General features: G+C 32.9%; 24 protein-coding genes. 3 read left to right on the forward strand and 21 right to left on the reverse strand.

Annotated elements, in window-relative coordinates:
- Positions 1–52: 52 nt before the first annotated feature.
- Entirely contained in the window at positions 53–1,231 is a 1,179-nt protein-coding gene (locus tag G577_RS0106435) for an IS256 family transposase (RefSeq protein ID WP_028790508.1), read from the reverse strand.
- A gap of 523 nt (positions 1,232–1,754) precedes the next feature.
- Here G577_RS0106435 and G577_RS0106440 point away from each other — a divergent pair.
- The gene (locus tag G577_RS0106440; protein WP_028790509.1) at positions 1,755–2,225 is read left to right on the forward strand and encodes a hypothetical protein; all 471 of its coding nucleotides are present in this window, start codon (positions 1,755–1,757) and stop codon (positions 2,223–2,225) included.
- A gap of 67 nt (positions 2,226–2,292) precedes the next feature.
- Here the strand turns inward: G577_RS0106440 and G577_RS0106445 are convergent, their stop codons facing one another.
- The 3 genes from G577_RS0106445 to G577_RS12575 all read right to left on the reverse strand — a co-directional run bounded on the left by G577_RS0106445 (position 2,293) and on the right by G577_RS12575 (position 4,346).
- Positions 2,293–2,982 (reverse strand): hypothetical protein, encoded by a 690-nt coding sequence (locus G577_RS0106445; RefSeq protein WP_155988493.1) that lies wholly within the window; start codon positions 2,980–2,982, stop codon positions 2,293–2,295.
- 414 nt (positions 2,983–3,396) lie between these two features.
- Positions 3,397–3,729, reverse strand: a complete 333-nt coding sequence (locus tag G577_RS12570) for an acetamidase/formamidase family protein (protein ID WP_280453518.1) — start codon at positions 3,727–3,729, stop codon at positions 3,397–3,399.
- Positions 3,730–3,737: 8 nt separating this feature from the next.
- The gene (locus G577_RS12575) at positions 3,738–4,346 is read right to left on the reverse strand and encodes an acetamidase/formamidase family protein (RefSeq protein WP_280453519.1); all 609 of its coding nucleotides are present in this window, start codon (positions 4,344–4,346) and stop codon (positions 3,738–3,740) included.
- A 130-nt stretch (positions 4,347–4,476) separates the two neighbouring features.
- Here G577_RS12575 and G577_RS0106455 point away from each other — a divergent pair, with 130 nt between their 5' ends.
- On the forward strand, positions 4,477–4,668 hold the full coding sequence (locus G577_RS0106455; RefSeq protein WP_028790511.1) for a type II toxin-antitoxin system HicA family toxin: 192 nt from the start codon (positions 4,477–4,479) through the stop codon (positions 4,666–4,668).
- 38 nt (positions 4,669–4,706) lie between these two features.
- The gene (locus G577_RS0106460; protein ID WP_028790512.1) at positions 4,707–5,108 is read left to right on the forward strand and encodes a type II toxin-antitoxin system HicB family antitoxin; all 402 of its coding nucleotides are present in this window, start codon (positions 4,707–4,709) and stop codon (positions 5,106–5,108) included.
- 427 nt (positions 5,109–5,535) lie between these two features.
- Here the strand turns inward: G577_RS0106460 and G577_RS0106465 are convergent, their stop codons facing one another.
- The 17 genes from G577_RS0106465 to G577_RS11170 all read right to left on the reverse strand — a co-directional run bounded on the left by G577_RS0106465 (position 5,536) and on the right by G577_RS11170 (position 22,073).
- On the reverse strand, positions 5,536–5,814 hold the full coding sequence (locus G577_RS0106465; RefSeq protein ID WP_028790513.1) for an AbrB/MazE/SpoVT family DNA-binding domain-containing protein: 279 nt from the start codon (positions 5,812–5,814) through the stop codon (positions 5,536–5,538).
- A gap of 432 nt (positions 5,815–6,246) precedes the next feature.
- Complete coding sequence (locus G577_RS0106470) at positions 6,247–6,516, reverse strand: type II toxin-antitoxin system RelE family toxin (protein ID WP_028790514.1); 270 nt, start codon at positions 6,514–6,516, stop codon at positions 6,247–6,249.
- Positions 6,513–6,746 carry a type II toxin-antitoxin system RelB family antitoxin gene (gene relB, locus G577_RS0106475; RefSeq protein ID WP_028790515.1) on the reverse strand — a complete coding sequence of 78 codons (234 nt, stop codon included), beginning with the start codon at positions 6,744–6,746 and terminating at the stop codon, positions 6,513–6,515. Before relB ends, G577_RS0106470 begins: the two co-directional genes overlap by 4 nt.
- A gap of 186 nt (positions 6,747–6,932) precedes the next feature.
- Positions 6,933–7,883, reverse strand: coding sequence for an acetamidase/formamidase family protein (locus G577_RS0106480; protein WP_028790516.1), 951 nt, complete (start codon positions 7,881–7,883; stop codon positions 6,933–6,935).
- Between the two features lie 1,621 nt (positions 7,884–9,504).
- Positions 9,505–9,789, reverse strand: a complete 285-nt coding sequence (locus tag G577_RS12010) for a hypothetical protein (protein ID WP_038027656.1) — start codon at positions 9,787–9,789, stop codon at positions 9,505–9,507.
- A gap of 745 nt (positions 9,790–10,534) precedes the next feature.
- On the reverse strand, positions 10,535–10,912 hold the full coding sequence (locus tag G577_RS0106500; protein ID WP_028790518.1) for a hypothetical protein: 378 nt from the start codon (positions 10,910–10,912) through the stop codon (positions 10,535–10,537).
- A 398-nt stretch (positions 10,913–11,310) separates the two neighbouring features.
- Entirely contained in the window at positions 11,311–12,477 is a 1,167-nt protein-coding gene (locus tag G577_RS0106505) for a nucleotide sugar dehydrogenase (RefSeq protein WP_028790519.1), read from the reverse strand.
- 19 nt (positions 12,478–12,496) lie between these two features.
- Complete coding sequence (locus tag G577_RS0106510) at positions 12,497–13,504, reverse strand: NAD-dependent epimerase (protein WP_028790520.1); 1,008 nt, start codon at positions 13,502–13,504, stop codon at positions 12,497–12,499.
- Entirely contained in the window at positions 13,501–14,961 is a 1,461-nt protein-coding gene (locus G577_RS0106515; protein WP_028790521.1) for a lipopolysaccharide biosynthesis protein, read from the reverse strand. The genes G577_RS0106510 and G577_RS0106515 overlap by 4 nt, the downstream gene beginning before the upstream one ends.
- A 64-nt stretch (positions 14,962–15,025) precedes the next feature.
- A complete protein-coding gene (locus G577_RS0106520; RefSeq protein WP_028790522.1) occupies positions 15,026–16,294 on the reverse strand; it encodes an O-antigen ligase family protein in 1,269 nt (422 codons plus the stop codon).
- A gap of 11 nt (positions 16,295–16,305) precedes the next feature.
- Entirely contained in the window at positions 16,306–17,220 is a 915-nt protein-coding gene (locus G577_RS0106525) for an ATP-grasp fold amidoligase family protein (protein ID WP_244869449.1), read from the reverse strand.
- A 26-nt stretch (positions 17,221–17,246) separates the two neighbouring features.
- Positions 17,247–18,344, reverse strand: a complete 1,098-nt coding sequence (locus G577_RS11620; RefSeq protein WP_051176688.1) for a glycosyltransferase — start codon at positions 18,342–18,344, stop codon at positions 17,247–17,249.
- Positions 18,345–18,373: 29 nt separating this feature from the next.
- Positions 18,374–19,300 (reverse strand): ATP-grasp fold amidoligase family protein, encoded by a 927-nt coding sequence (locus G577_RS0106535; RefSeq protein WP_028790525.1) that lies wholly within the window; start codon positions 19,298–19,300, stop codon positions 18,374–18,376.
- The gene (locus G577_RS11165; RefSeq protein ID WP_081675739.1) at positions 19,293–20,357 is read right to left on the reverse strand and encodes a glycosyltransferase; all 1,065 of its coding nucleotides are present in this window, start codon (positions 20,355–20,357) and stop codon (positions 19,293–19,295) included. Before G577_RS11165 ends, G577_RS0106535 begins: the two co-directional genes overlap by 8 nt.
- Before the next feature lie 48 nt (positions 20,358–20,405).
- Positions 20,406–21,269: an ATP-grasp fold amidoligase family protein gene (locus tag G577_RS0106545; RefSeq protein ID WP_028790526.1), complete on the reverse strand. Its 864-nt coding sequence runs from the start codon at positions 21,267–21,269 to the stop codon at positions 20,406–20,408.
- On the reverse strand, positions 21,262–21,765 hold the full coding sequence (locus G577_RS0106550) for a glycosyltransferase (RefSeq protein WP_028790527.1): 504 nt from the start codon (positions 21,763–21,765) through the stop codon (positions 21,262–21,264). The genes G577_RS0106545 and G577_RS0106550 overlap by 8 nt, the downstream gene beginning before the upstream one ends.
- Positions 21,762–22,073, reverse strand: a complete 312-nt coding sequence (locus G577_RS11170) for a glycosyltransferase family protein (protein WP_081675740.1) — start codon at positions 22,071–22,073, stop codon at positions 21,762–21,764. Before G577_RS11170 ends, G577_RS0106550 begins: the two co-directional genes overlap by 4 nt.
- Between the last annotated feature and the right edge of the window lie 304 nt (positions 22,074–22,377).

Consider the following 22,377-nt stretch of genomic DNA (forward strand, 5'->3'; position numbering starts at 1 on the left):
GGGAGCGTCAATAATTTTGTGTAAATGAGTTGCCCTTCTGTAAAACAATTCGTTATTCTGTAAACATCGAAGCTAAGGTATCGGTCACTTGTTGGAAGCCCTTATGGCTTCGGTTTAAAAACTTTTGATTATAATGGTCAAAGATAGAAACAAGGAAACGTTCTAAAGATTCTTCATTTTGAAATTGCTCTTTTCTGTGACTGTATTTTTTAATTTGCTTATTGAAAGATTCAATTAAATTCGTTGAATAAAGGGTACGACGGATACTTGGAGGAAATTCATAGAACGTCAATAAGTCTTGATTTGCTAGAAGCGACTGCATCATTTTGGGATAAGCTTTCTGCCATTTATCCGTCATATAGGTTAGACAGCGTAGGGCTTCTTCTTTGGTGCTTGCTTGATAAACCGTCTTAAAGTCCTCACAGATTTCTTTTCGATCTTTGACCCGTACTTTATGTGCCAGATTACGAGAGACATGGACACAACAGTGTTGATACTGGGCTTGAGGATAGATTTGATGAATCTTCTCTTTCATGCCTTTTAGACCGTCTGTGATAAAAAGCAGTACATCTTGAACGCCTCTGGCGTGAATATCTTGTAATAGTTCTTCCCAAATAGCTAGGGATTCTGTCGGCGCAATCGTGTAGCCCAGGACTTCTTTGGTACCGTCTTCTCGAATCCCAATAGCAATATAAACGGCTTCTTTGGCTACGGTTTGTCGTTTTAAAGGAATGTAGGTCGCGTCCATAAAAACAGCAACATATTCCTGGTGTAACGCTCTAGTTTTAAACGCTTGAACTTCTTCTGTTAGGGCTTTTGTCATATTGGATATCGTTTGGGGCGTATAATGATGTCCGTACATTTTCTCAATTAATTGGGCGATCTCTGACATCGTTACCCCATTTTCAAACAGATGAATGATCGTTGTTTCTAATGTATCATTGGATCTTTTATAAGTTGGCAATGTCTGTTGTTTAAACTCCCCATTGCGATCTCGAGGAATTTCCAATGACAATTCGCCATACTCTGTTTTGATCGTTCGTTGGTAAGCCCCGTTTCTTGAATTGCCAGAATTGAACCCTGCTCGTTCATATTTTTCGTAATCCAGAAAAGCCGTTAGTTCGGTCTTAAGGAGTACATTGACTGCGTTTTCCAGGTGGGAACGAAAGCATTCGTTCAAATCGCCTTTATTTACTAGTGTTTGTAAAATATCTGTAGTAAAATCATTCATAGGGAAGTCCTCTTTTCTGTGAGTTAGTTGTCGTTAACTTTATTCTACAGAAAGGACTTCCTTTTTTGTATGGTATTTTCTCTATTTACACAAAATATTTTACACTCTCTCCTATTCATAGAATCATTATATCATATATGATATAAAAAATCAATTTTTATATTCTGCACTATCTATAAACGTGGTGAGTAAAAAATGTCTTGCTTTTTATTAAAAAAGCCTCCCAAACAAAGTCTGTAGAGTTAATAATAATAGATAAAATTTCAGTTATCTGACGTTACTTTTGTTAAAAACCAGAAAAAATGACACTAAGCCTAACAAATTGAATAAATCGCCTTCAAAACGATAACTTAACTAATCAGAAATCTCATTAGATAGTCCCCACTCCTAGCTTTCCTTGTCATTTCTCCTCCCTACTAGCCATTTCCACTATCTTTTTACCACCACTCAATTTTCTCCTTTTTATTATTCCGATTATAGTGAAACTACCTCGAGGAATAATAAGAAAAAGGAATAACATCCAATGCAAACAACAGAATTAAACCAACTCGTGCAAGATTACCAACGACTTTTCCACAAAGTCTTACGTAAATGTAGTATTTTTCCGGGGCAACCGGATTATGAGGACCACATGCAGGAATTACGGCTACTATTTTTCTTAAAAGCAAAACCTTACGAGTCACGCGGCTTATTTGAAGCAGAATGCAATATGAGCTACCTCTATCGTTTCTTACTATGGAGTATTATCGACAAAAAACGAAAGAAAGATCCAAAAGAAAATGAAGTTAATGACGAGGAAGTCCTTTATTTACAACAAGCGGAAGCAAACTATTCTGAAGTTGATTTCTTAGATGAGTTTCTAGCGACTTACAACCAATTACAAGAAAAAGATCAAAAGAAGGTATTAGCTTTGTTAGAAAATGTCGACTTATCCCGGCAAAACCGGCATCGTTATCGCATGCGTCTAAGAGAATTGTTTAAAAAGAACCGATAAATTAAAAAATCTCGGCTTTAGCCTTTACTCGGTTAAAGTCGAGTATAAATAATAGCAAAACATTTGATTACTCTGAAATCTCCAATTCAGACAGAATTTGCTGCTTCTCATTTCCTTGTATCATCTTGTCATGTATCTCTATACACTTTCCATAAAAATCTTTTCCATAACCAGGAATTTCTAGAAAAGTCAGTCCATTGATTGCTTTGCGTATAACGCAAGAAGAAGAAACATCTAAATATTCTAACAGTCCCATTCTCCAACCATCTGGCATTTTTCCTGCATATCGTTTGATGACCCCATGAACTAAAAAAGCTCTATGCATCTTTTCATAAATAGCTTTAGCTTTACGATCCAAATAGAAAACAAAATTATTCACTAGAGAAACAATCGCCCTCTGACCAAAAGGAAAACTCAAATCATTCATCCGTCCCGGATTAACCCATATAGCTCTTTTCGGGTTGGTTGAAATACTAAAAGGAATTAAGCTAAAACTTTCACAAGATAACGGAATACTATTTACCTTCAAAGACAAAAATTCCTCTACTGTTTTCTTATACTCTATAAATCCCACTTTCCAATAATAATACAAAAATTGGTCTACAATAATGTCTGTTCCTAAATCAACGATCTTCGCCGTATTTTGATAAATAATAAATGTGTGATCAATTTCCTTTTCATACGGTATAATGGCATAAATCTCTTCATCAAAATCGACACTGGTTCCAATACTGATTTCTGTATAAAGCTGGTTCAAATCCACAGGCTGATTTATCGTCCGATTGTTAAATGCAAAAAGCTTTTCCAGTTTTGGTTGAAATTCTAACGTTTTCGTCTACCTCCCCACTTTAAATTCAGTATTTAGCCCCACTATAGAGCTAATTTTCTCTTCCATTGACTACGCTCCTTACTTATAGATTACATCTATTATAAAATAAATAGCTAAAAAAGAAAACGGTTTTACAAAAATATTTTAGTGAAAAATAATTTTTTTATGTTTTTGAAAGGCAGTCTGTTGCCTTTGCGAGCAACAATCTCCTAAACTGTTAGATGTAATTTTATTTGAAATGCATTTCTGCAAATGTAAAAAAGTACTGGTAGAAAAATTATACATTCCACCAGCATTAAAGCTAAATATCATAAAATTTTAATAACTTAACTTTGTTTTAATTTACTTCTCTGAGTCATTAAATATCGAAAGCGGCAATAAGGCACTCACTACATATTGTCCTGCATCAACAACTTCAGATATTTTCAAGTCTACGCAAAGGCTGGCAAGTAAATAAGCGTCTATTTTCTCAATAGCATAGGTTTCAGATACGTAATCGATCATAGAACGTAACGCTTCCTGAGCTCCTGTCATTAAATCTGGTCCTACACCTGTCGTGCCATAAAAATCATCATGATTTACTTTTTGCGTTAAACCACCTTTTGTTTGAAATTGTGGGGAAGGAATTGATTTTTCTGAGGCTTTTATTACTGTAAATTTCAAACTGGCATACATTGGACATTCTAAAGCCGATACACATACTTCTCCGTCACCTTGTGCCGCATGCCGTCTCCACAACTAAACAGTGCCCCGGCTTGTTGAACGGGTAAGTACAGTTTCGTCCCTATGGTCAATTGTCGTACATCCAAGTTTCCGCCAAAGTTTCCAGGAGGCATAATCGGAGTGCCATCTCCATCTTTAGGACAAACGCCCATGGTTCCTAAGAAAGGTTCAATTGGAACTTTAATATCTTCACTAAAATGAATATACTTTCCATCGGATAAATCAAAGGTACGCAAATACGCGTCGGGGTAGTCTTCAGCTAATAAACCTAAACCAGGTAAAACCGCTGTCCATCCCCAGTGTTTTGTTTTCAAATCAAGGATTTCTACAGCCAAAGTGTCTCCTGGTTCTGCACCGTTGATATAAACTGGACCAGAAAGTGGATAAACATAATCCCAATTAAGTTCTGAAATGGCTTCTGTCGTTGAGTGAAAATTAAATTGATTATCCGATACTTCTCTTGTTTCAAAAACCACTGTGTCACCGCTATCAATTGTCAAAATAGGTTCATGCTCTTTGTGCCAAGTGTAGTGAACTGTATCCGTTGTACATTTATGAGTTTCTGCCATTACTTACGCCCCCTTTGTTATTTAACCTTAAATATAGCAAAGGAATTGGGAATAAGCAATTCAAATCAATTCACTATTGACTTATGCGCATTATGCGTATATAATATAGTTGTAGGAAGGAGTTGAGTAAATGCCTCAAACAGCTAAGCAAGTCATTAAACTACTTAAAAAAAATGGATTTACTGAAACAAGAATTAAAGGCGACCATCATAGATATGAAAATGGTCAAGGTAATAAAGTGACAGTGGCATACAGTAGTTTAAAAGACGAAATCAGACCAGGCACTTACAACAACATCCTAAAGCAAGCCGGGCTAAAATAGCCCTCTTGCCTTTATTAAAAAACTAAGGAGGAATCACTATGGTAAAAACTAATTTTGTAGCTTATCCTGCCGTATTAGACGATAGCGAAAACCAAACTGGTGAATATTCTGTTCTTTTCCCAGATGTCCCGGGCGCACTTTCAGAAGGTGTTGGCATTCCTCAAGCATTATCTAACGGAGCTGAAGCATTAGAGCTGATGTTATATGATGAAGAGGAACTGCCTGAAGCTTCTGACCTAAAAACTGTACAAGAAGAATACCCTCAAGCAATTGTTAGTTTTGTCACCGTAGATTTAATCGCTGCTGCTAAAAAAGTTAAAACGCCCGTGGTTAGGAAAAACACTACAATCCCTGAAGACCTTGCTGAAAGAGCAGATTCTGCCGGTATCAACTTCTCAGAAACACTTACAGAAGCACTAAAAGAAAAACTAGAAGTCTAGCATGTGTTAGGCTTCTTTTTATTTGTTTACTTCTATGTTATTTCCCCTCTACTTAAATGGTTATCTTGGTCGTCAAAATGGTAAAAGATTCTACACATATCCAAACCCAGCTTATGAAGACCCAGATTTCTTAAAGTAATTAACTAATACTGAATGATTGGTAAATTTTTTCAAGAACTCATTTAACCCTTGGCATAACCTTTTTTCTAAAGGCTCGGTTTTTTTACTTTCTGGATGTACAAAAAAACGCACTTCGTATTAATTAATAAAGTGCCCTTTTATTTTTAACAGGAAATAAGTAGTTTTGGTTGAAACCTTCTGTACATTGGCGTTCAACTTTGATTTCATCTTTTGTTCTTCCGTGCAATAATTTTCGCTTGAATTAATGCTTTTTTGGGTAAACTTATATGGCTCCATAATATCACAGTTAGTCTTCATTCATCCATTCATGAAAATGCGGAGCTTTTTCGGAATTATAATGGCCATTTTGGTCAACATCAACCTTTTCCTTAGGAATAGTCGTAATTAAGTTATGCCAATCTAAAGCAGTAGGCAATTTTTTAAGAACAAGTTCATTATTATCATTAACATCAATAGTGACTTGATCGCCATCTTGTAAACCTAGTTTACGACGAAGTTCAACTGGAATAACAACCTGTCCTTTACTAGAAACTTTAGAAATTTTGGGAGTTCCTTGGTCGATCATAAAATCCCTCCTTCAGAAGTCTTACTTCTTACTAAAAAAAATAGACTAAAAGCATGTTTTTGAACGTAGCTTATGCCTGATCGAGTCAGTAACAGTCCGTATTTTACTAATAAATAGTATAATTCACAATGTAATCGGTGTTAAGAAGAAGTTCATTCTACTACTTCTTCTTCGTGCAGACTGTGTTAATTCCCGATTGCTTATACACATATTTTCGTCCCAAACTATAAAACTAATTTTCCCAAAAAATCTCTCTCTTATACATCTTATTTCTAACATCTAGCAGTTCTGCTTCCATTCGTTGAGACACAATCACATCCGATATTGTCTTAAATTTATCAAAGTCTTTAAAAGCGCCATTTATATAATTTTAACCAGCCGTCCTTCTTATTATAAAAATTGACCAAAAGTAATCTTATCTTTTGATCAACTTTATTTTCTATAAATATCTTTCCTGTGCCCTACTTCTAAAGCTAAAATAATTAATTTTTCGTCGTCAACCTTGGTAATAACGCGATAACTTCCTATTCGATAACGCCATTTCCCAGAGTGATTTCCAACGAGCGGTTTACCCATCAATCTTGGATTATTGCTTCCTTCAATATTTTTATCAAGCCACTTAAGTATAGTTTTTGCAGCAAATTTATCTAATTTTTTTAATTGCTTATCGAACCTAGGAGTTGTCTCTACATGAAAAGTCATTCGCTCTCTCCTAAGCCATATTCCTCTAATGATTCTGACAGAGGATGGGATTGCGGATTTTTCAAATACTCATCATAAGCTGCATCCCCAATTTGTGCATCATAGGCGTCTTCTAAAGATGACAGTGTTGTAGTCTTTAATAGTTCAGACAAACTCTTTCCCTCAAACTTTGCCATATTATCTAAAAAGTCTTTTTCTTCATCAGTAACACGTACAGTAATAGTAGCCATATAATTCCCTCCTTTAGGGTTAATTCTATCATAATTATAGCATGTACTCTTTTCATCGTAAACACAATTGTGTTCAAACTTAAATTCTTTTAATTGGCTACTCAGCTTATATATTTATCCCACATTTACACTTTACAAAATAATAGTGCAATACCATCGACATATAGGTACTGCACTACTAAGTTTTTATTCCTGTGAATCATTAAAAATAGAGAGTGGCAATAAAGCACTAACAACATATTCTCCTGCATCAACGATTTCAGATATCTTCAAATCGACACAAAGACTGGCAAGTAAATACGCATCAATTTTCTCAATATTATAGGTTTCAGATACATAATCGATCATAGCCCGTAACGCTTCCTGCGCACCTGTCATTAAATCGGGTCCGACACCTGTCGTGCCATAAAAATCATCATGATTGACTTTTTGCGTTAAACCGCCCTTCGTTTGAAATTGTGGGGAAGGAATAGATTTTTTTGATGCTTTGATTACTGTAAATTTCAAACTGGCATACATTGGACATTCTAGAGCCGATACACAGACTTCTCCGTCACCTTGCGCCGCATGACCATCACCACAGCTAAACAAAGCACCCGCTTGCTGCACTGGCAAATATAGTTTCGTTCCTATGGTCAATTGTCGTACATCCAAGTTTCCGCCAAAGTTTCCCGGAGGCATAATCGGAGTCCCATCGCCATCTTTAGGACAGACACCCATGGTTCCTAGGAAAGGTTCAATCGGCACCTTGATATCGTCGCTAAAATGAATATATTTCCCATCTGATAGATCAAAGGTACGCAAATACGCATCCGGGTAATCTTCAGCTAATAAACCTAAACCAGGTAAAACCGCCGTCCAGCCCCAGTGCTTCGTTTTCAAATCAAGAATTTCTACAGCCAAAGTATCTCCTGGTTCCGCACCATTGATGTAAACCGGACCAGAAAGTGGATAAACATAATCCCAGTCAAGTTCTGAAATCGCTTCTGTCGTTGAATGAAAATCAAATTGGTTATCCGATACCTCTCTTGTTTCAAAAACCACCGTGTCACCGCTATCAATTGTCAAAATAGGTTCATGCTCTTTGTGCCAAGTGTAGTGAACTGTATCCGTTGGACATTTGTGAGTTTCTGCCATTGCTTACGCCCCCTTTGTTATATTATCTTTAAATATAGCAAAGGAATGAGGAATAAGCAACTGGGAGGTTAAGGTTTTGTTATTTTAATATTGTATGTTTATACATTTAGTTATAATCCTAAAAGGTTTTATCTCTTTTGCCCTAACTTTTTAAATACCATAACAAAATACAAAATTGATTCATAAATCGTAACTTTGGTTCTTTTATATGCTAGAAGGAACTGTTACTTAATCCATTATTGCGTTCTCAAAAGTTTTGAATCACTAATTCGCTGTATACTGCTTTGGTCTTCAGTTAATAGTTAAATTGCTTGAATTGATAGAATTGCACCTTAGCCGAATGTGATTTTCATAATTAAAAGAGCAATTAGTTCGTTCCGACATAGACTTTTATTGCTTTTTCTAGTTGAAAACGGCAACAGTTGTTCAAATCGTATTTCAAATTTTTATTTTAAACAGTACAAAACACCTTTACAGTATACACTACATATAGATAAACCATTAATATGAAATGCAATATATAGTATTGATGATTGACTTTTTTCTAATAAAAATGTATAATAACTTAAGTAATGTTAGCAAAAAGAAGATACTTTTAATTACTGATCGGGAATAATACAAGTAGTTAGTTTAAACGATAGTGTAGTTTTCAAATATGCAAAAAATTCAGCTGTTACGAAAAAGGTAATCACTTTTATAGTATCTTTTTACTGACCTTACAAAAATATATTAGCTTCTATAAGAAGCGGAAAGTAAAGGTGTCATTATGACAAATACGTACTATGTAAACAAGGATAATACCACTAACCCTAAGAATAACCATGAAGTCCATACAAGTGATTGCACATACTTACCTTCTTCTGAAAATCGAGTATATCTTGGAAGATTTAATTCATGTCGTTCTGCAGTTTCCGAAGCTAAACAAAGTTTTACCAACGTTGATGGCTGTGCTGTTTGTTGCCCAAATTGTCATAAAAAATAAATTTAAACTTTTATTATAGCTGAATTTGCTATTTATTCCGAATTTAAAGCAGGTAAAAAATCAGTTTAAAACTTAACGGGTATAAAAAAAGTTTTTTGCTAAGTGCCTATTTATAAATAGCTAGTAGACAAGAGAATATTTGTTATAAAAACCAATTCCTATATTCCCGGTTGTAAGCATTTATACGTTGCTAATAATAAAGCATTACCTTCCTACATAGAATAAATATAGACTTATCTACTAAAACAGCCAAAATAAGATCCGAGAAATACTATTTTTCTTGGGTCTTATTTTTATTTTGTCACAAGTTTTATTCATCCAAATTGACTTCCTTAATAGAATCCTTATTACAATTTTTTATTGATTATTGCGAATAGATTGAGCCACTTCTGCAGAATCATCTCCCAATAGTGACAATTTTTTCCCAATGAATGCCAAGAGTTTCACCATCTAGCACCAGGGAATTCACCACTCCTTAGACCTAGTGTAGCCCCTGCCCAATCGACTTCAAGAATTTCCCCAGGTTTTCGTTCAATTCGCATTGTCGCTTTGTGTTTCTCTGCGAATTTTCGATAGTAGCGAAGAAAGCTGCGATAAGAATAAGGTATGGCATTCTCTGCTCGACATTTAGCTTCATATTCATGATGAAGTAACTTTAGATTGACCCTTTTTTCCTAGTTTTCTATGAATATACTTAAAGTCCATTGGACGATAACCAGAACCTTCCATAGCTTTTTCAAGAAAGAGAAGTTCTTCTAACCAATGATCCGTCATCTCATCCGTTAAAGGATAAGCAACATCTCTTACCATGGCTTTTTGCACAACTCCTGACACTTTTTGACGGGAGTGTTCCGTTGTTGACGCGATACTGCATAATGAAAAATCTTCGCTATGCATCCCCAGTATTTTTCTATACTGAAACATAAAAATAACCTCCATATACTTCAAAGTCACGCGATTACGCATGCTCATTAAGTATACAGAAGTTAGGATGGTAAATCATCTGGTACTGACTGGTAAATTACATGACAACAGCTGGTAAAAAACTTGTCACTACTGGTACATTTTGGTGGCAGTAGTCAGGTAGTGATGTTGAGTGAAATTTTAGATAGTATAAAAAAGAGAAATGCTTTTATGTATCTTATATAAGCCCTTTAATATGAAGTAATAAAAGAAGTTAGTTAATTCAAATATGTTAGCTCTATCTAGTCCAAAGAAAAGAGTAGCCCTAGATGGAGTTATAGCTTATTGTGTAATTTTTGTACTTTCAATTAAAAAGTCGACCGAAAGTCTCAGATCTCATTCAACTTTATTTTTCGATATTGAATCATAAAAAATGACTTCCTATATAATTATCGTTATACTGCTAGGCATAGTTTCATTATACAGAAAGTCTATTCTAATAAGGATATTTCATTTAAGCGGTTCTCTACTCCGCATTCACCGGCTCTATTTCACACAATTCTTCAAAAATTTTTTTGGTCCTCCTACGCCTCCTCCTGTCACACTTGACGGAAGTTCGGTTTTTCCCGTTTCTTTATCCGGATGTACTCTTTTTACATTTATAAACTGATATGTGTTAAAAAGCACAGATATAATTTTGCAAAATACGATAGCCTACAAAAGAGTAGCAACCGATAATATTCAATGTTAGTATACTAACATTGAATTAATTACCAAATTGTATTGAGATCCAATAATGACTACCATCATTAAACTTTTTACAAGGTTCAATAAAATCCATTGCAATAGTTCCAGGCAAAATTTCAGTTGCATCGTTAGTATGCTTTCTTAATTCACTTAAAGTTTCAAGATAAGGCTTTGTTTCTTTATCCCTAGTACTTAGCAATACCGGATTATTATAATCTTTATCACTAAGATTCAAAGTTAACAACTTTTTAGGGATGATAATAAATAATACATTAGCAGAAATGTCTTGTTGGGCTATTAAACTATTAGTGCCATAATCACTCTCGTTAGGACAATAATTTATTTGGTCCTTTTCCCTATTTAAAAAAGAAAGTACACTTCCAATGCTCTTTTTCATACCGTACTCACGCTCCTTAATTAATAAATGTCATAACATAATTTTTCCTTTACCTATTTCTTTTCTTTCTTGAAGATATGCCCAATTTTATAAGTACTTTATTAAATTGACATGTCATTCTCGTATTTTCTGCCACATTTAATAACTTTTAAAAGGATATCTTGAAGTAAATTTATAGTAATTAATATTGCTTCGTCTCGATTCAGCTTTTGTAGACCCATGTGCGTCATCAACAACCAAAGGAATGAATTCTCTCCCTTTCTTCTATCGATTAAATAAATGATTACTGGCTAGATTTGTAATCATCTACACACCCCTTTCATCTGCACCAATTTAAGAACAACTATACGTAAAATCGTTTTTAAATCCTTAAAAAATTTATTAGCGCTATTAATTTTTTAATTCTTCCCAAAAAGATCCCTTGTATACACTTTATCTTTTACATCTGATAGTTCTTCTTCCATCCGATTAGACACAATCACATCCGATATTGTCTTAAATTCCTCAAAATTTTTAATAACGCTAGAATTAAAGAAATCATCTGCGTTTAATGAAGGTTCAAAAACTACGACTTCAATTCCTTTAGCTTTAATACGCTTCATAATTCCTTGAATCGCTGATTGGCGAAAATTATCCGAATTGGTTTTCATCGTTAATCGATAAATTCCTACAATTTCTGGCTCTTTTGCAATAATTTGATCAGCAACAAAATCTTTTCTCGTACGATTCGCGTCTACGATTGCGGTCATAATATTTTGCGGAACTTCTGTATAATTTGCTAATAATTGTTTTGTATCCTTCGGTAAGCAATAGCCACCATAGCCAAAAGAAGGATTGTTATAATGACTTCCAATGCGTGGATCCAAACTAACTCCTTCAATAATTTCTTTCGTGTCCAAACCTCTAGACTCAGCATAAGTATCTAATTCATTAAAATAAGCTACGCGCATAGCAAGATAAGTATTCGAAAATAGTTTGATTGCTTCTGCTTCGGTTGGATGTGTAAGCAAAACATCCACTTCTTCTTTGAATACATTTTCTTTAAACACTCGGGCTATTTCTCGACCACGTTTGGAGTCTTCGCCCACAATAATACGTGAAGGATATAAATTATCATAAAGCGACTTACCTTCTCGTAAAAATTCCGGTGAAAATATAATATTATCCGTATCAAATTTTGCTTTTGCATCTAAAGTATAACCAACAGGCACGGTCGATTTAATGATAAATGTCGCATCTGGTCGAATTTCTAATGCTTTTGTAATCACATCTTCGACCGTTGATGTATTAAAATAATTTTTCTTTTCATCATAATCTGTTGGCGTAGCAATAATTAAGTAATCAGCATATTTTACCGCATCCTCAAAATCGCTCGTAAATTCAATATCTAAATCATCACGCTGTAAAAACTCATGTACTTCTTGATCTTCTAACGACGAGTTCCTCTGCTGAAGCATTTCTACCTTCTCTTCAATAATATCGTAAGCAGTTACTTTTTCTTTTTGACTAAGTAATAAAGCATTAGCTAAGCCAACGTATCCTAAACCAAAAACTGAAACTTTCATAATTACCTCCATATATAAATTAAACTTGGTAGTATTCTTTGTACCAATCTACAAACTTTTTTATCCCAACTTCTATAGACGTACTTGGTCTAAATTTAATATCTCTTTCTAAATCACTTACATCAGCATAGGTCCTCATTACATCCCCTGGCTGCATATCCATATAAATTTTCTCGGCTTCTTTGCCTAAGGCAGTTTCCAACGCATTGATAAACCGCATCAAAGGTATTGGATTATTGTTGCCGATATTATAAATTTTATATGGAGCAAAACTTGTGCTTAAATCATCTTCCTTTTCACTCCAATTAGAGCTAGCTTGTGGTGCCATCGGTATTAATTTTTCAACACCTTCTACAATATCGTCAATATATGTAAAGTCCCTTTCCATTTTTCCATGATTGAATACTTTAATCGGCTTTCCATTTAAAATATTTTTTGTAAACGAAAAATAAGCCATATCAGGTCTTCCATAAGGCCCATACACAGTAAAAAATCTTAACCCAGTAGTAGGAATCCCATATAAATGACTGTAAACATGAGCCATTAATTCATTGGATTTTTTTGTAGCTGCATATAAAGAAACAGGATGGTCTACATTATGATTAGTCGAAAACGGCACTTCTTTGTTTCCACCATAAACTGAACTTGATGAAGCATACAGTAAGTGTTTTACTGGAAAATGTCGGCAAGCTTCTAAAATATTCATGAACCCTACTAAGTTTGAATCTACGTAAACATATGGTTTTTCAATTGAATAGCGTACTCCAGCTTGTGCAGCCAAATTAACGACATATTCAGGTTTATATTTTTCAAAAATAGCGTCCACATTCGCCTTATCTTTTAAATCTATCTTATGAAATGTAAAACCATCCATCTTTTTTAAAATATCCAAACGCGTAGTTTTTAAATTTGTTTCATAATAATCATTGAGATTGTCGATCCCTACAACTTCGTTTTCTTTATTTAACATTGATTTACTTAAATGAAAACCAACAAACCCTGCTGCTCCTGTAATTAAGATTCTCATCCATTCTCCTTCTTTCTAATCGTATTATAAAGTGCTTTTATATCGCTTCTAGTATCTTTAAATAAAGATAACATTCCAAAATAGACAAAAATACAACCTATAATCCAAACAAGCTGCATAATAATAGACTGACTCACTTTTAAGGTTAAATATCCAAAGATACCCATAAAAACTGCTGAAATAAGCACAGGTTTCATATTACTTATTATTTTTTTTATTGAGTATTTAAACACAATTCTTATAGTCAATAAATGAACTAAAATAAATTGCAGCCTTGCTAAGGATCTAACAATCACTAAAAACTTAAAACCTATTGTTGCTGACCAAATAATTAAAGGAACTAAAAATATTAGGTGAAGTATCTGCGCAAATACAGAAAGCTTAGGACGTCCTTTCGAACGATAAACCTCGCTAAAAAGATTTCCAAAAACAATCATTAAAGCAGAAGAAAGCGCCCACGATCCAATAACTAATGTTGCTTCTTCCCAACCTGCTCCCAGTAAAATCCTTGTAGCTAACTTTCTAAAAGTAAATACGCCAATTCCTAATGGAATAACAAACATACCCATCAAGCGTTGCATTTTCAAAAAAACATTGAAATATCTCTTATCATTGTTCTTCAATCTTGATAAACCTGAAAATAACACTGGTGTTACTGAAGCTGTTATTAAATTCATTATTCCATTCACATTTGTAGTGCTAGTCTTATAAACACCAAGTTCTCTTTGTGACATCCTAGTACTAATTAGAAAGCTATCTATCCAACTTGTTAGCCAAATAGATATTCCTTCAAATAGTGTCCAAATACTAAAGGAAAACATATGTTTTAAAATAGTAAAGCTATAAAAAAAGGAAGGCTTCCATTCAGATAAATACGTTAACACTAGTGCATTTACAACAGCTAATACAATATTTCCAATAATAATTGCCCAAAATTTAACTCCCAAAATTGCTAAGGGTATCGTTACAAGTAACGGAACAATCAGCCCGATTAATCTAATAACAAACAATTTTTTAAAACGAAAATTTCTTCGAAATAAACCAATTTGTATCATAGATAGGGAAGAAACAATAATAGAAATAGTTGCTACAGGTAACACTCGGGTTAGCCTCTCATCACCTAATAGAGATGATAAAGGCACCCTTAAGAAAAATAATACAGTCCAAATAACTACTGATACTAATAAATTGGTCCAAAAAGCTACATTAGCATATTCTGGCAAATTTTTCTTACTTATATCCGCTTGAACTAGATATTTTTGAAAGCCGGCATCTTTAAACATTTCCGCAAAACTTGTAATCATAGTTATAGTTGCAACAACACCAAAATCAGATGGAACTAAAATTCTGGCTAACACCATATTGGTAATAGGATTTACTAATTTAGCCGCAACTTCACCAAGTGTCGACCATTTTGTGGAATTCAACATTTTAGCTACTACATTTTTCTCATCCATTTTAGTCTCCATTCCATATAAAATTCACTAAAAAAATAAGTAAATTCCTCAATCAACCCCCAATTTAATCAAAACCATTGTAAAATAGCCTTTTTTTATTTTTAAGACAAAGCACCGCACAATAACACACTACAGTTAAAAGCTGTATAAATTCATGGTCGTACGATACCATTCCGTAGTCCATTATTAACCGTAATGTAATAATAGTAAATAAAAAGGCGGTCAATTTTCGATTGATATTTATAAATACTTTCCAGTTTTTTATTAAGCTAAATATCATTGAAAAAGGTACCAAATAATATAGAACAGTTCCTACTATGCCGGTGCTAGAAAGTAATTCAACATAGTTATTGTGGGCATAAGTTTCTGCCCAGCCATTATAGCTATGAAAATAATAATAAGAAAAATTACCAAAACCTACTCCATTAAAAGGATGCTCCTTAAACAAATCTATACCGACCTGTACCATATCTACTCTCGTTGTTACACTAGCATCTTGACTTATAGAACTATCAAATAGACCAAATAATCCAATTAATCGAAACCCAAATATATTGTATAAAAACGGTACATTCATTATAAGCCACAAAGTTAATAAAAGCCCCAGTGTCATAATTATAAGTATCAAAAATATTGCCTTTTTTCTTGGTTTATATAATATCCAGTACATAATTAGCCCAAATACAGCCGTAATAAACGCTTTTCTTGATTTAGTAAAGAGCAAAATTCCCATAAGCGTAAGAATCATGATTATACTAATATTTTTATATTTTTTTTGATTAGTCATAAAATATAACCAAATAACAATAGTGAAACCACAAATCATACCTAAAGCATTCGGCTGAAAACCTATGGATGGTCCAATCCTATTTTCCGAAGTACTTGCGTCAGTTGAAGCTTGCATAGCATCAACCCAGTCCGTTATGGGCGTGTTTATAACAAGATAAATAACCATTATTATGCTAGAAATAAGAAAATAATTTAATATTTTATTTATCTTAATATCTGTATCAAGATAATCTGAAAGCAATATACAAATAATTGTGATCTGGAATAATGATATAAAAGCCGAGTACCATTGAATGTAGCTAGTTGCCCAAGCAACCGAGACCATAGAAAGAACCAAAAAAGAAAAATTAAACAAAGCATAATCAGAAACTCGTAGTTCTTTCTTTTTAAAATATCTGAATAAGATAAAAAGCAAAAATAATAGCTGACTAGAATACATTAATATGCTCCAGTTTCTAAGAGCACAAAAACTGATAATTAATAACAAAATAGAAAAATTGAGAAAATTGTTATCGCTAATATTTTTCGAAACTTTATACTTCATATAAGCTCCTTCTATTCATCCTTTATATTAGTTATATCCAGCCATTTACCAAGCTTTTCCTCCCATTCTTCAGGTTCTACAGGGGCTAGACCACCTGCTGGAAAAAAAGTTAGTTCAGAAAAAAAGGTTTGACCTTGTATTTCATATAAGTCTACCCTGACAAATGGAACATTTTGGGATAATTTTAAAGATATATTATACATTTCATTAAAATTCATTGGTTTTTCTGGCAAGTGAGCAAATCTCTGATAATCAAAACGCCAAAATGGTGCTTTGTTCCAGTTTAGAGAAACAAAGTCAATTCTAGCCGTCTTATGGTTTTCCAATCCCTGGGAAACATATAAAAATCTAGGCTCACCATTAAAGCAATAGAATTTATAATCTGTCAATTCATTATTGTTATAATCTTCCATGTATTTTTCTGCTATAACACGAGGTTTTATATTCTTATAAGGCCATTCTCTGCCTCTCCAAAAGTAATTTTTTTTTAGCGATTTTGTTATTTTAACCTTAGCTTTCTGTTTATCAAAACTATTTTTATCTCTACAAATCACTACACCACCTGAATCATGGGTGCATTTTAAAACAAATTTATTAGGCAAGGAAGTAAAGTCAATATCATCAAAACTTTCCCATATACCTAACGTAGGAATAATGTACTGATCGCCTATTAATCTACTGACATAATATTTGGCTTCAAATTTATCACTCATCTTTGTATACATAGGATTATGATCGTATAATTTTAACCATTGCAATTTTTCACTAAAAGTTCTCGGGTTTTCCAAATCCAAATTTTTTTTAATTTTTTGCTTAAAGCGCCATTTAATGTAGTTTTCATCTGACATCCAATTAAAAAAACCAGCTCTAATCATTTTATTTAAAACATAATTTTTAGCCTTTTGGTAAAAAAATTTCAGTTTCAAATTGTTTTCCTCCAAATTTTATTATATCACCAAACAATTTTTAGCCATTCTTCACAAACAACCTCTGAAGATAGTTTATTTCTAAAACTATCAACATTATTTGATAATTGTTTTGAATATTGAGTATTAGAAACAATTTCAACCATTGCGTTAACCAACTTCTCTCTATCATTCATAGGAATTAGAATGCCATTTTTATCAGTTTTTACAAACATTCTTGCCCCGCCAATTGGACAATCCGTTGCGATTGTTGGAACCCCCATTCCAAGAGCTTCTAGCATAGAATTAGATATTCCTTCATGATTGGACGTTGAGATATAAATAGATGCTTTATTCATTGTAGGGAGTAAACTATCTGAAAAGCCTGGAAGGATTACATTCCTCTCAAGTTCTAATGCTTCTATTAATTTTTTTAGCTCTTCTTTTAGTGGCCCATCACCATAAATAATTAATTTGTAGTCTGGATACGCCTTGTGAAAATCAGCAAACGCCCTTATCAATAACGGAAAATTCTTCTCTTCAGAGAATCTCCCTGCAGCAATAATATTTTTCTCTCTTTCAAAATTATATTTATTTGGTAGATTGGTTAAATCTAAAGGATTAGGTATTACGCGACTTTTTTTTTGTATCCTTTTATTGTAATAGCTTTGAGCATCTGGTGTTTGAAAAACAACATAGTCAGCTAGCCCAAATAATTGCATTTTTCTCATTATAATATGACTAATTTTGTCCTTAATATTCAAATTTAAAGAGAAAATATTTAAATTAGGGTCTCCACGTTCAGAAGTAATTATCCTTTTATGTAGACCAATATTAGCTATCAATGAATACATTGTGATTATAGGGAGAAATGCAATTATTGTATTTGCTTTACTATGTTTAAAAATTGAACGTAATATTTTTATTCTAGATATTATTTTTAATTTTTTTTCCCCAACATTTATTTGATGAACTTTAACTTTACTAGATAATTTATAAGAGTGCTTTTTATTACGTAAAACTACTAACGTAACATCTGCTCCTAGTTCGGCGCATTGCGAAGCTAAAATAGAAATAACCTTTTCAGCACCTCCACCAGTTAATGAACCTGTCACAAAGATAACATTCTTACTATTTAAGGTCACCTGTACCACCTCCCTTTAATACGCTTCTATTAAGAATATAGGTTATTTTTTGGCAACTTAAGCCAACTTCCAAATCTATAGTCCCATTCTTCTGGTTCAAAAGGCTTCAACCCACTCCAATGATAAAATGTCATTTCTCCAAAATAAATCTCATTGTCAATTTCATAAAAATCTACTCTGACATGTGGTAACCCTTCTGCTAATTTTTCTGCAAGTTTAAACATTTTCTCAAAATTTTCAGGTTTCCTTATTGGCTTATCTGAATTAGGATGTCCATTTTTAAAGGGCAAGTGATTAAAATTGCTATCATAAAAATCAAAATTTGTTTCATTTTGAGAATTCCTATCCGTAGCTATAAACATAGCTTTAAATGTTCCATTAAAAATAAAAAATTTATAATCCTTTAAATCTTCATCTAAAGGATTTTCCATATACTTTTCTATGATAATTCTCGGCTTCACATGTTTATATGGCCATTCTCTAGTGTTTAAATAGTAATTCCTTCTTAGACTTTTATTTATTTTTTTTCTAGCTTTTTTTTTATCCAGTTTCCTTTTATCTTTACAAATAACAACGCCACCACTATCATGAGTACATTTTATAACAAATTGATTAGGCAACTGATCAAAATCTATGTCCTCGAATTTTTCCCATATTCCTATCGTAGGAATAATATATTGCTTACCAATAGTATCTTGAACATACTGCTTTACTTCATATTTATCTACCATAGTTATATATTCAGGGTTGTGATCGTATAACTTTAGCCATTGCAGCTTCTCATTATAAGTAGTTGGTTCCTCTAAATTTAAGTTTTTCTTTAATCTATTTTTAAATAATAACTTTAAGAACAACTTATCTGCAATTAATTTATCTGGTAAAATTCTTCCCAATAACAAAATGGAATAAAAAATTGGGCTTTTTTTTATTTTTCTCCAAAAATCCATGTTAATCATTCTTCCTATTTCCTAGAGCAACTCTATTTATGTATTTTTCCCACTGTGAACACACAACAGTAGAAGAAAAATCAGTAGTAACTTTCCTAGCTTCTTTACTAAATGTTGTTAGTAATTTATTATCGTTAATCAAGTTTTCAATATTTGCTGAGAGAACATCTACATCATTCATAGGCACTAAAATTCCATTTATCTTGTTATCAATAATAAACGCTGGCCCTCCAATAGGACAATCTGTCGCGATAGAAGGGAGTCCTAAAGCCATTGCTTCTAGTAGAGAATTCGGCATCCCTTCAGAATTTGAAGGAAGTATAAACATTTCAGCATCTCTAATGTATTTTTGTATATCTTTTTTTCTCCCCATTAATTTTACCTGAGAGTTTAAATTCTTAATATCAATCAATCGTTGCAACTCATTTCTAAGAGGTCCTTCTCCATAAATTTCAACTACATACTCCGGAAATTTATGCGCAATCTTATTAAAAGATTCTATAAGCAACTTTTGATTCTTTTCTTTTGAAAGTCTTCCCACAGAAACGATAGCTTTTCTTCGTTCCCCTTGGAATATATCAGCTGAAAAATTAGAATTAAGAGGATTCTTTAAAACAACACTTTCACATTTTAAAATGTTGCTATAATAGTTTTTTGCTTGCTCAGTTTGAAAAACAGCCCCATCTGCATGTGGATACAAGAATTTCCTGAAAATCTTAAGATAGTTTGCGGCATAATAGGGATTAGCTCTTTCAGCTATAACCACAGGTACTTTATAAGCTGATATTTTTTTTGCTAATAAAGCTACAATATTTGCTTTAGTCATAAATGACACTGTAACATCAGGTTTCCAAGTACTGTATTGTTTGGACACAATTTTTACAGAGTCAAAAATATTTTGTTTTTTGACGTTTCCTCCTGCAAAATCGACTAAAGTAGAAAGCTCATAATCAGAATCTGTACTTTTAAGCGCTACTAATCTTACCTGGTTTTTTTTAGAAAGTTCATTACATAGAGTCGCCATTACTCGCTCAGCTCCTCCGGAACGCATCCCTGGGATAATCATTAATATTTTTATAGCCCTCACCTCTTTCTAGATTAATTCAACGATAAATTAGTCTAATTTCAACAAATCGCCTAAAATTCTATCCCACTTCTTAGGTTGAAAAGGCATAAAACCGCTGAGATGATAAAAAGTTAATTCTCCAAAAAATAATCTATCGTCAACTTCGTAAAAATCCACTCTGATATGTGGAATATCTTTTGATAAAATTTTTGATAATTCTACCATTTTATCAAAATTTAGAGGTTTCCTAATTTTTTTTGTTGATTGTGGATACTTTTGAATGATATTTAAATGCTTAAAATTTAAATCAAAATAATCAAACTTGGTATATCCATCATTACGTCCCGATGCTATATACATCAGTTTGGGCTGACCATTAAAACAAAAAAATTTATAATCTCTCAACTCATCATCTCTATGATCTACCATATAGTTTTCTGCTATTATTCTTGGCTTCACATTTTTATAAGGCCACTCACGACCAATATAATAAAAATTCTGCCTTAACGAGTTTTCAATCTTTTTTTTTGCTTCCCTTTTATCTAACTTGTCCTTATCTTCAACAAGAATAACTCCTTCAGAATCATGGGTACACTTTAAAACAAATTGTTGTGGTAAATCATCAAACTTTATCTCATCAAAAGAATCCCACACTCCTAAAGTAGGAATTATATATTCTTCACCAATAATAGAAGATACATATTTCTTCACTTCATACTTATCTACCATTTTAGTATATTCAGGTTTACGATCATAAATTTTAAGCCAATTAAGCTTTTCATTAAAAGTTTTAGGATTTTTCAAATTACAAAAACGTTTAAATTGCGCAAAATAATACAACTGTATATATAGCTTATCTGGCAAAAATTTCAGTCCATATTTTATTTTTTTTAATAACAAGTTACTACTCATTTGTCCAATTCTCCTGAATAAAATTATCGATCATATTAATTATTGAATCTGGCTCTTGATTTTCCCAAGACTTTAAAAACACACGATCCTCTATTAGACTATTAATACACTCCCCCAAGTCATCTAACTCTAACTCGGACATTAACACATATTGGTTCTTACTAAAGGCCTTGTTATTTTGTATTTGGTGGTCATTAATATGCTCCCCATACTTCTCCAACCTTGTAACAACAACTACTTTTTTATTCGCTTTTAAAGCTTGCATTATAGTCCCAGATGCTCCGTGCGTTACAACCACATCTGAAGAGGTAATCTTTTGCTGAAATTCTACAGGAGAAACAAATCTTTGATAATTAAAATATTTTGGTTTATATGATGAAGTCCCTATCTGAGCAAATATTTTCTCTTTTAATATATTTTGTTCGTATAGTTTATCAAGTTTCTTAAATAGACGATCAAACGGGTATTGTCTCGACCCAACTGTAACAAATATCAATACAATACCCCCCCATATATAGCTTTTTTATAATGTTTTACTTGAGACTCCCATTGAACTATAAACAAGTCGGAATGTTTTTCCATTTTCTTTCCTGCCACTGTTGGCATATCTGCTCTCCCAAATGTTTCAATAAAGATAAACTTTTTATTAAAACAAATAGACAATAGATAGAACGGATATGCAATTATTGTTCCAGTAGTAACTATAAAATCTGGTCGTTCTTTTGCCCAAATAATAATTGCTACGCAAAAATTAACAAACATTTTAAAGAGCATAAATTTATCTTTTAAATCAGTTTGTAACATAAAATAATTCCCCCTGAATGATTTCTAAATTTTTCCAAGGTCCGTTTAAACCTTGTCATGATCTTTTTTCTAAAAAAACTATTTCCGCACCTTCTGGGTGTACAAAAAAAACGCACTCTGTGTTATTGTAAAGTCGATAAAAACAACAATTAACACAAAAGGAGTGCGTTCTTATGTCTTTCACTTTACAACAAAAATCGCTCACATTCAATGCCCAAAAAGAAATCTCGGTCGCTAACGATGGGGGAAATTTAACCAATGACGCGGGGATCGTCTTGGTCGCTGAATTTTTAAAACAAATTCA

The organism is Tetragenococcus muriaticus DSM 15685 (assembly GCF_000423785.1).
Classification (GTDB): Bacteria; Bacillota; Bacilli; order Lactobacillales; family Enterococcaceae; genus Tetragenococcus; species Tetragenococcus muriaticus.

Coding starts and splice junctions, on each gene's coding strand:
- G577_RS0106460 (WP_028790512.1), top strand. CDS start 4,707: ATGGTAAAAACTAATTTTGTAGCTTATCCTGCCGTATTAGACGATAGC.
- G577_RS12575 (WP_280453519.1), bottom strand. CDS start 4,346: ATGGCAGAAACTCATAAATGTACAACGGATACAGTTCACTACACTTGG.
- G577_RS0106535 (WP_028790525.1), bottom strand. CDS start 19,300: ATGATTAACATGGATTTTTGGAGAAAAATAAAAAAAAGCCCAATTTTT.
- G577_RS0106510 (WP_028790520.1), bottom strand. CDS start 13,504: ATGAGAATCTTAATTACAGGAGCAGCAGGGTTTGTTGGTTTTCATTTA.
- G577_RS12570 (WP_280453518.1), bottom strand. CDS start 3,729: ATGTATGCCAGTTTGAAATTTACAGTAATAAAAGCCTCAGAAAAATCA.
- G577_RS0106470 (WP_028790514.1), bottom strand. CDS start 6,516: ATGACTTTTCATGTAGAGACAACTCCTAGGTTCGATAAGCAATTAAAA.
- G577_RS0106505 (WP_028790519.1), bottom strand. CDS start 12,477: ATGAAAGTTTCAGTTTTTGGTTTAGGATACGTTGGCTTAGCTAATGCT.
- G577_RS0106465 (WP_028790513.1), bottom strand. CDS start 5,814: ATGATCGACCAAGGAACTCCCAAAATTTCTAAAGTTTCTAGTAAAGGA.
- G577_RS12010 (WP_038027656.1), bottom strand. CDS start 9,789: ATGTTTCAGTATAGAAAAATACTGGGGATGCATAGCGAAGATTTTTCA.
- G577_RS11165 (WP_081675739.1), bottom strand. CDS start 20,357: ATGATTATCCCAGGGATGCGTTCCGGAGGAGCTGAGCGAGTAATGGCG.
- G577_RS0106520 (WP_028790522.1), bottom strand. CDS start 16,294: ATGAAGTATAAAGTTTCGAAAAATATTAGCGATAACAATTTTCTCAAT.
- G577_RS0106545 (WP_028790526.1), bottom strand. CDS start 21,269: ATGAGTAGTAACTTGTTATTAAAAAAAATAAAATATGGACTGAAATTT.
- G577_RS0106515 (WP_028790521.1), bottom strand. CDS start 14,961: ATGGATGAGAAAAATGTAGTAGCTAAAATGTTGAATTCCACAAAATGG.
- G577_RS0106435 (WP_028790508.1), bottom strand. CDS start 1,231: ATGAATGATTTTACTACAGATATTTTACAAACACTAGTAAATAAAGGC.
- G577_RS0106455 (WP_028790511.1), top strand. CDS start 4,477: ATGCCTCAAACAGCTAAGCAAGTCATTAAACTACTTAAAAAAAATGGA.
- G577_RS0106500 (WP_028790518.1), bottom strand. CDS start 10,912: ATGAAAAAGAGCATTGGAAGTGTACTTTCTTTTTTAAATAGGGAAAAG.
- G577_RS0106440 (WP_028790509.1), top strand. CDS start 1,755: ATGCAAACAACAGAATTAAACCAACTCGTGCAAGATTACCAACGACTT.
- G577_RS0106480 (WP_028790516.1), bottom strand. CDS start 7,883: ATGGCAGAAACTCACAAATGTCCAACGGATACAGTTCACTACACTTGG.
- G577_RS11170 (WP_081675740.1), bottom strand. CDS start 22,073: ATGTTACAAACTGATTTAAAAGATAAATTTATGCTCTTTAAAATGTTT.
- relB (WP_028790515.1), bottom strand. CDS start 6,746: ATGGCTACTATTACTGTACGTGTTACTGATGAAGAAAAAGACTTTTTA.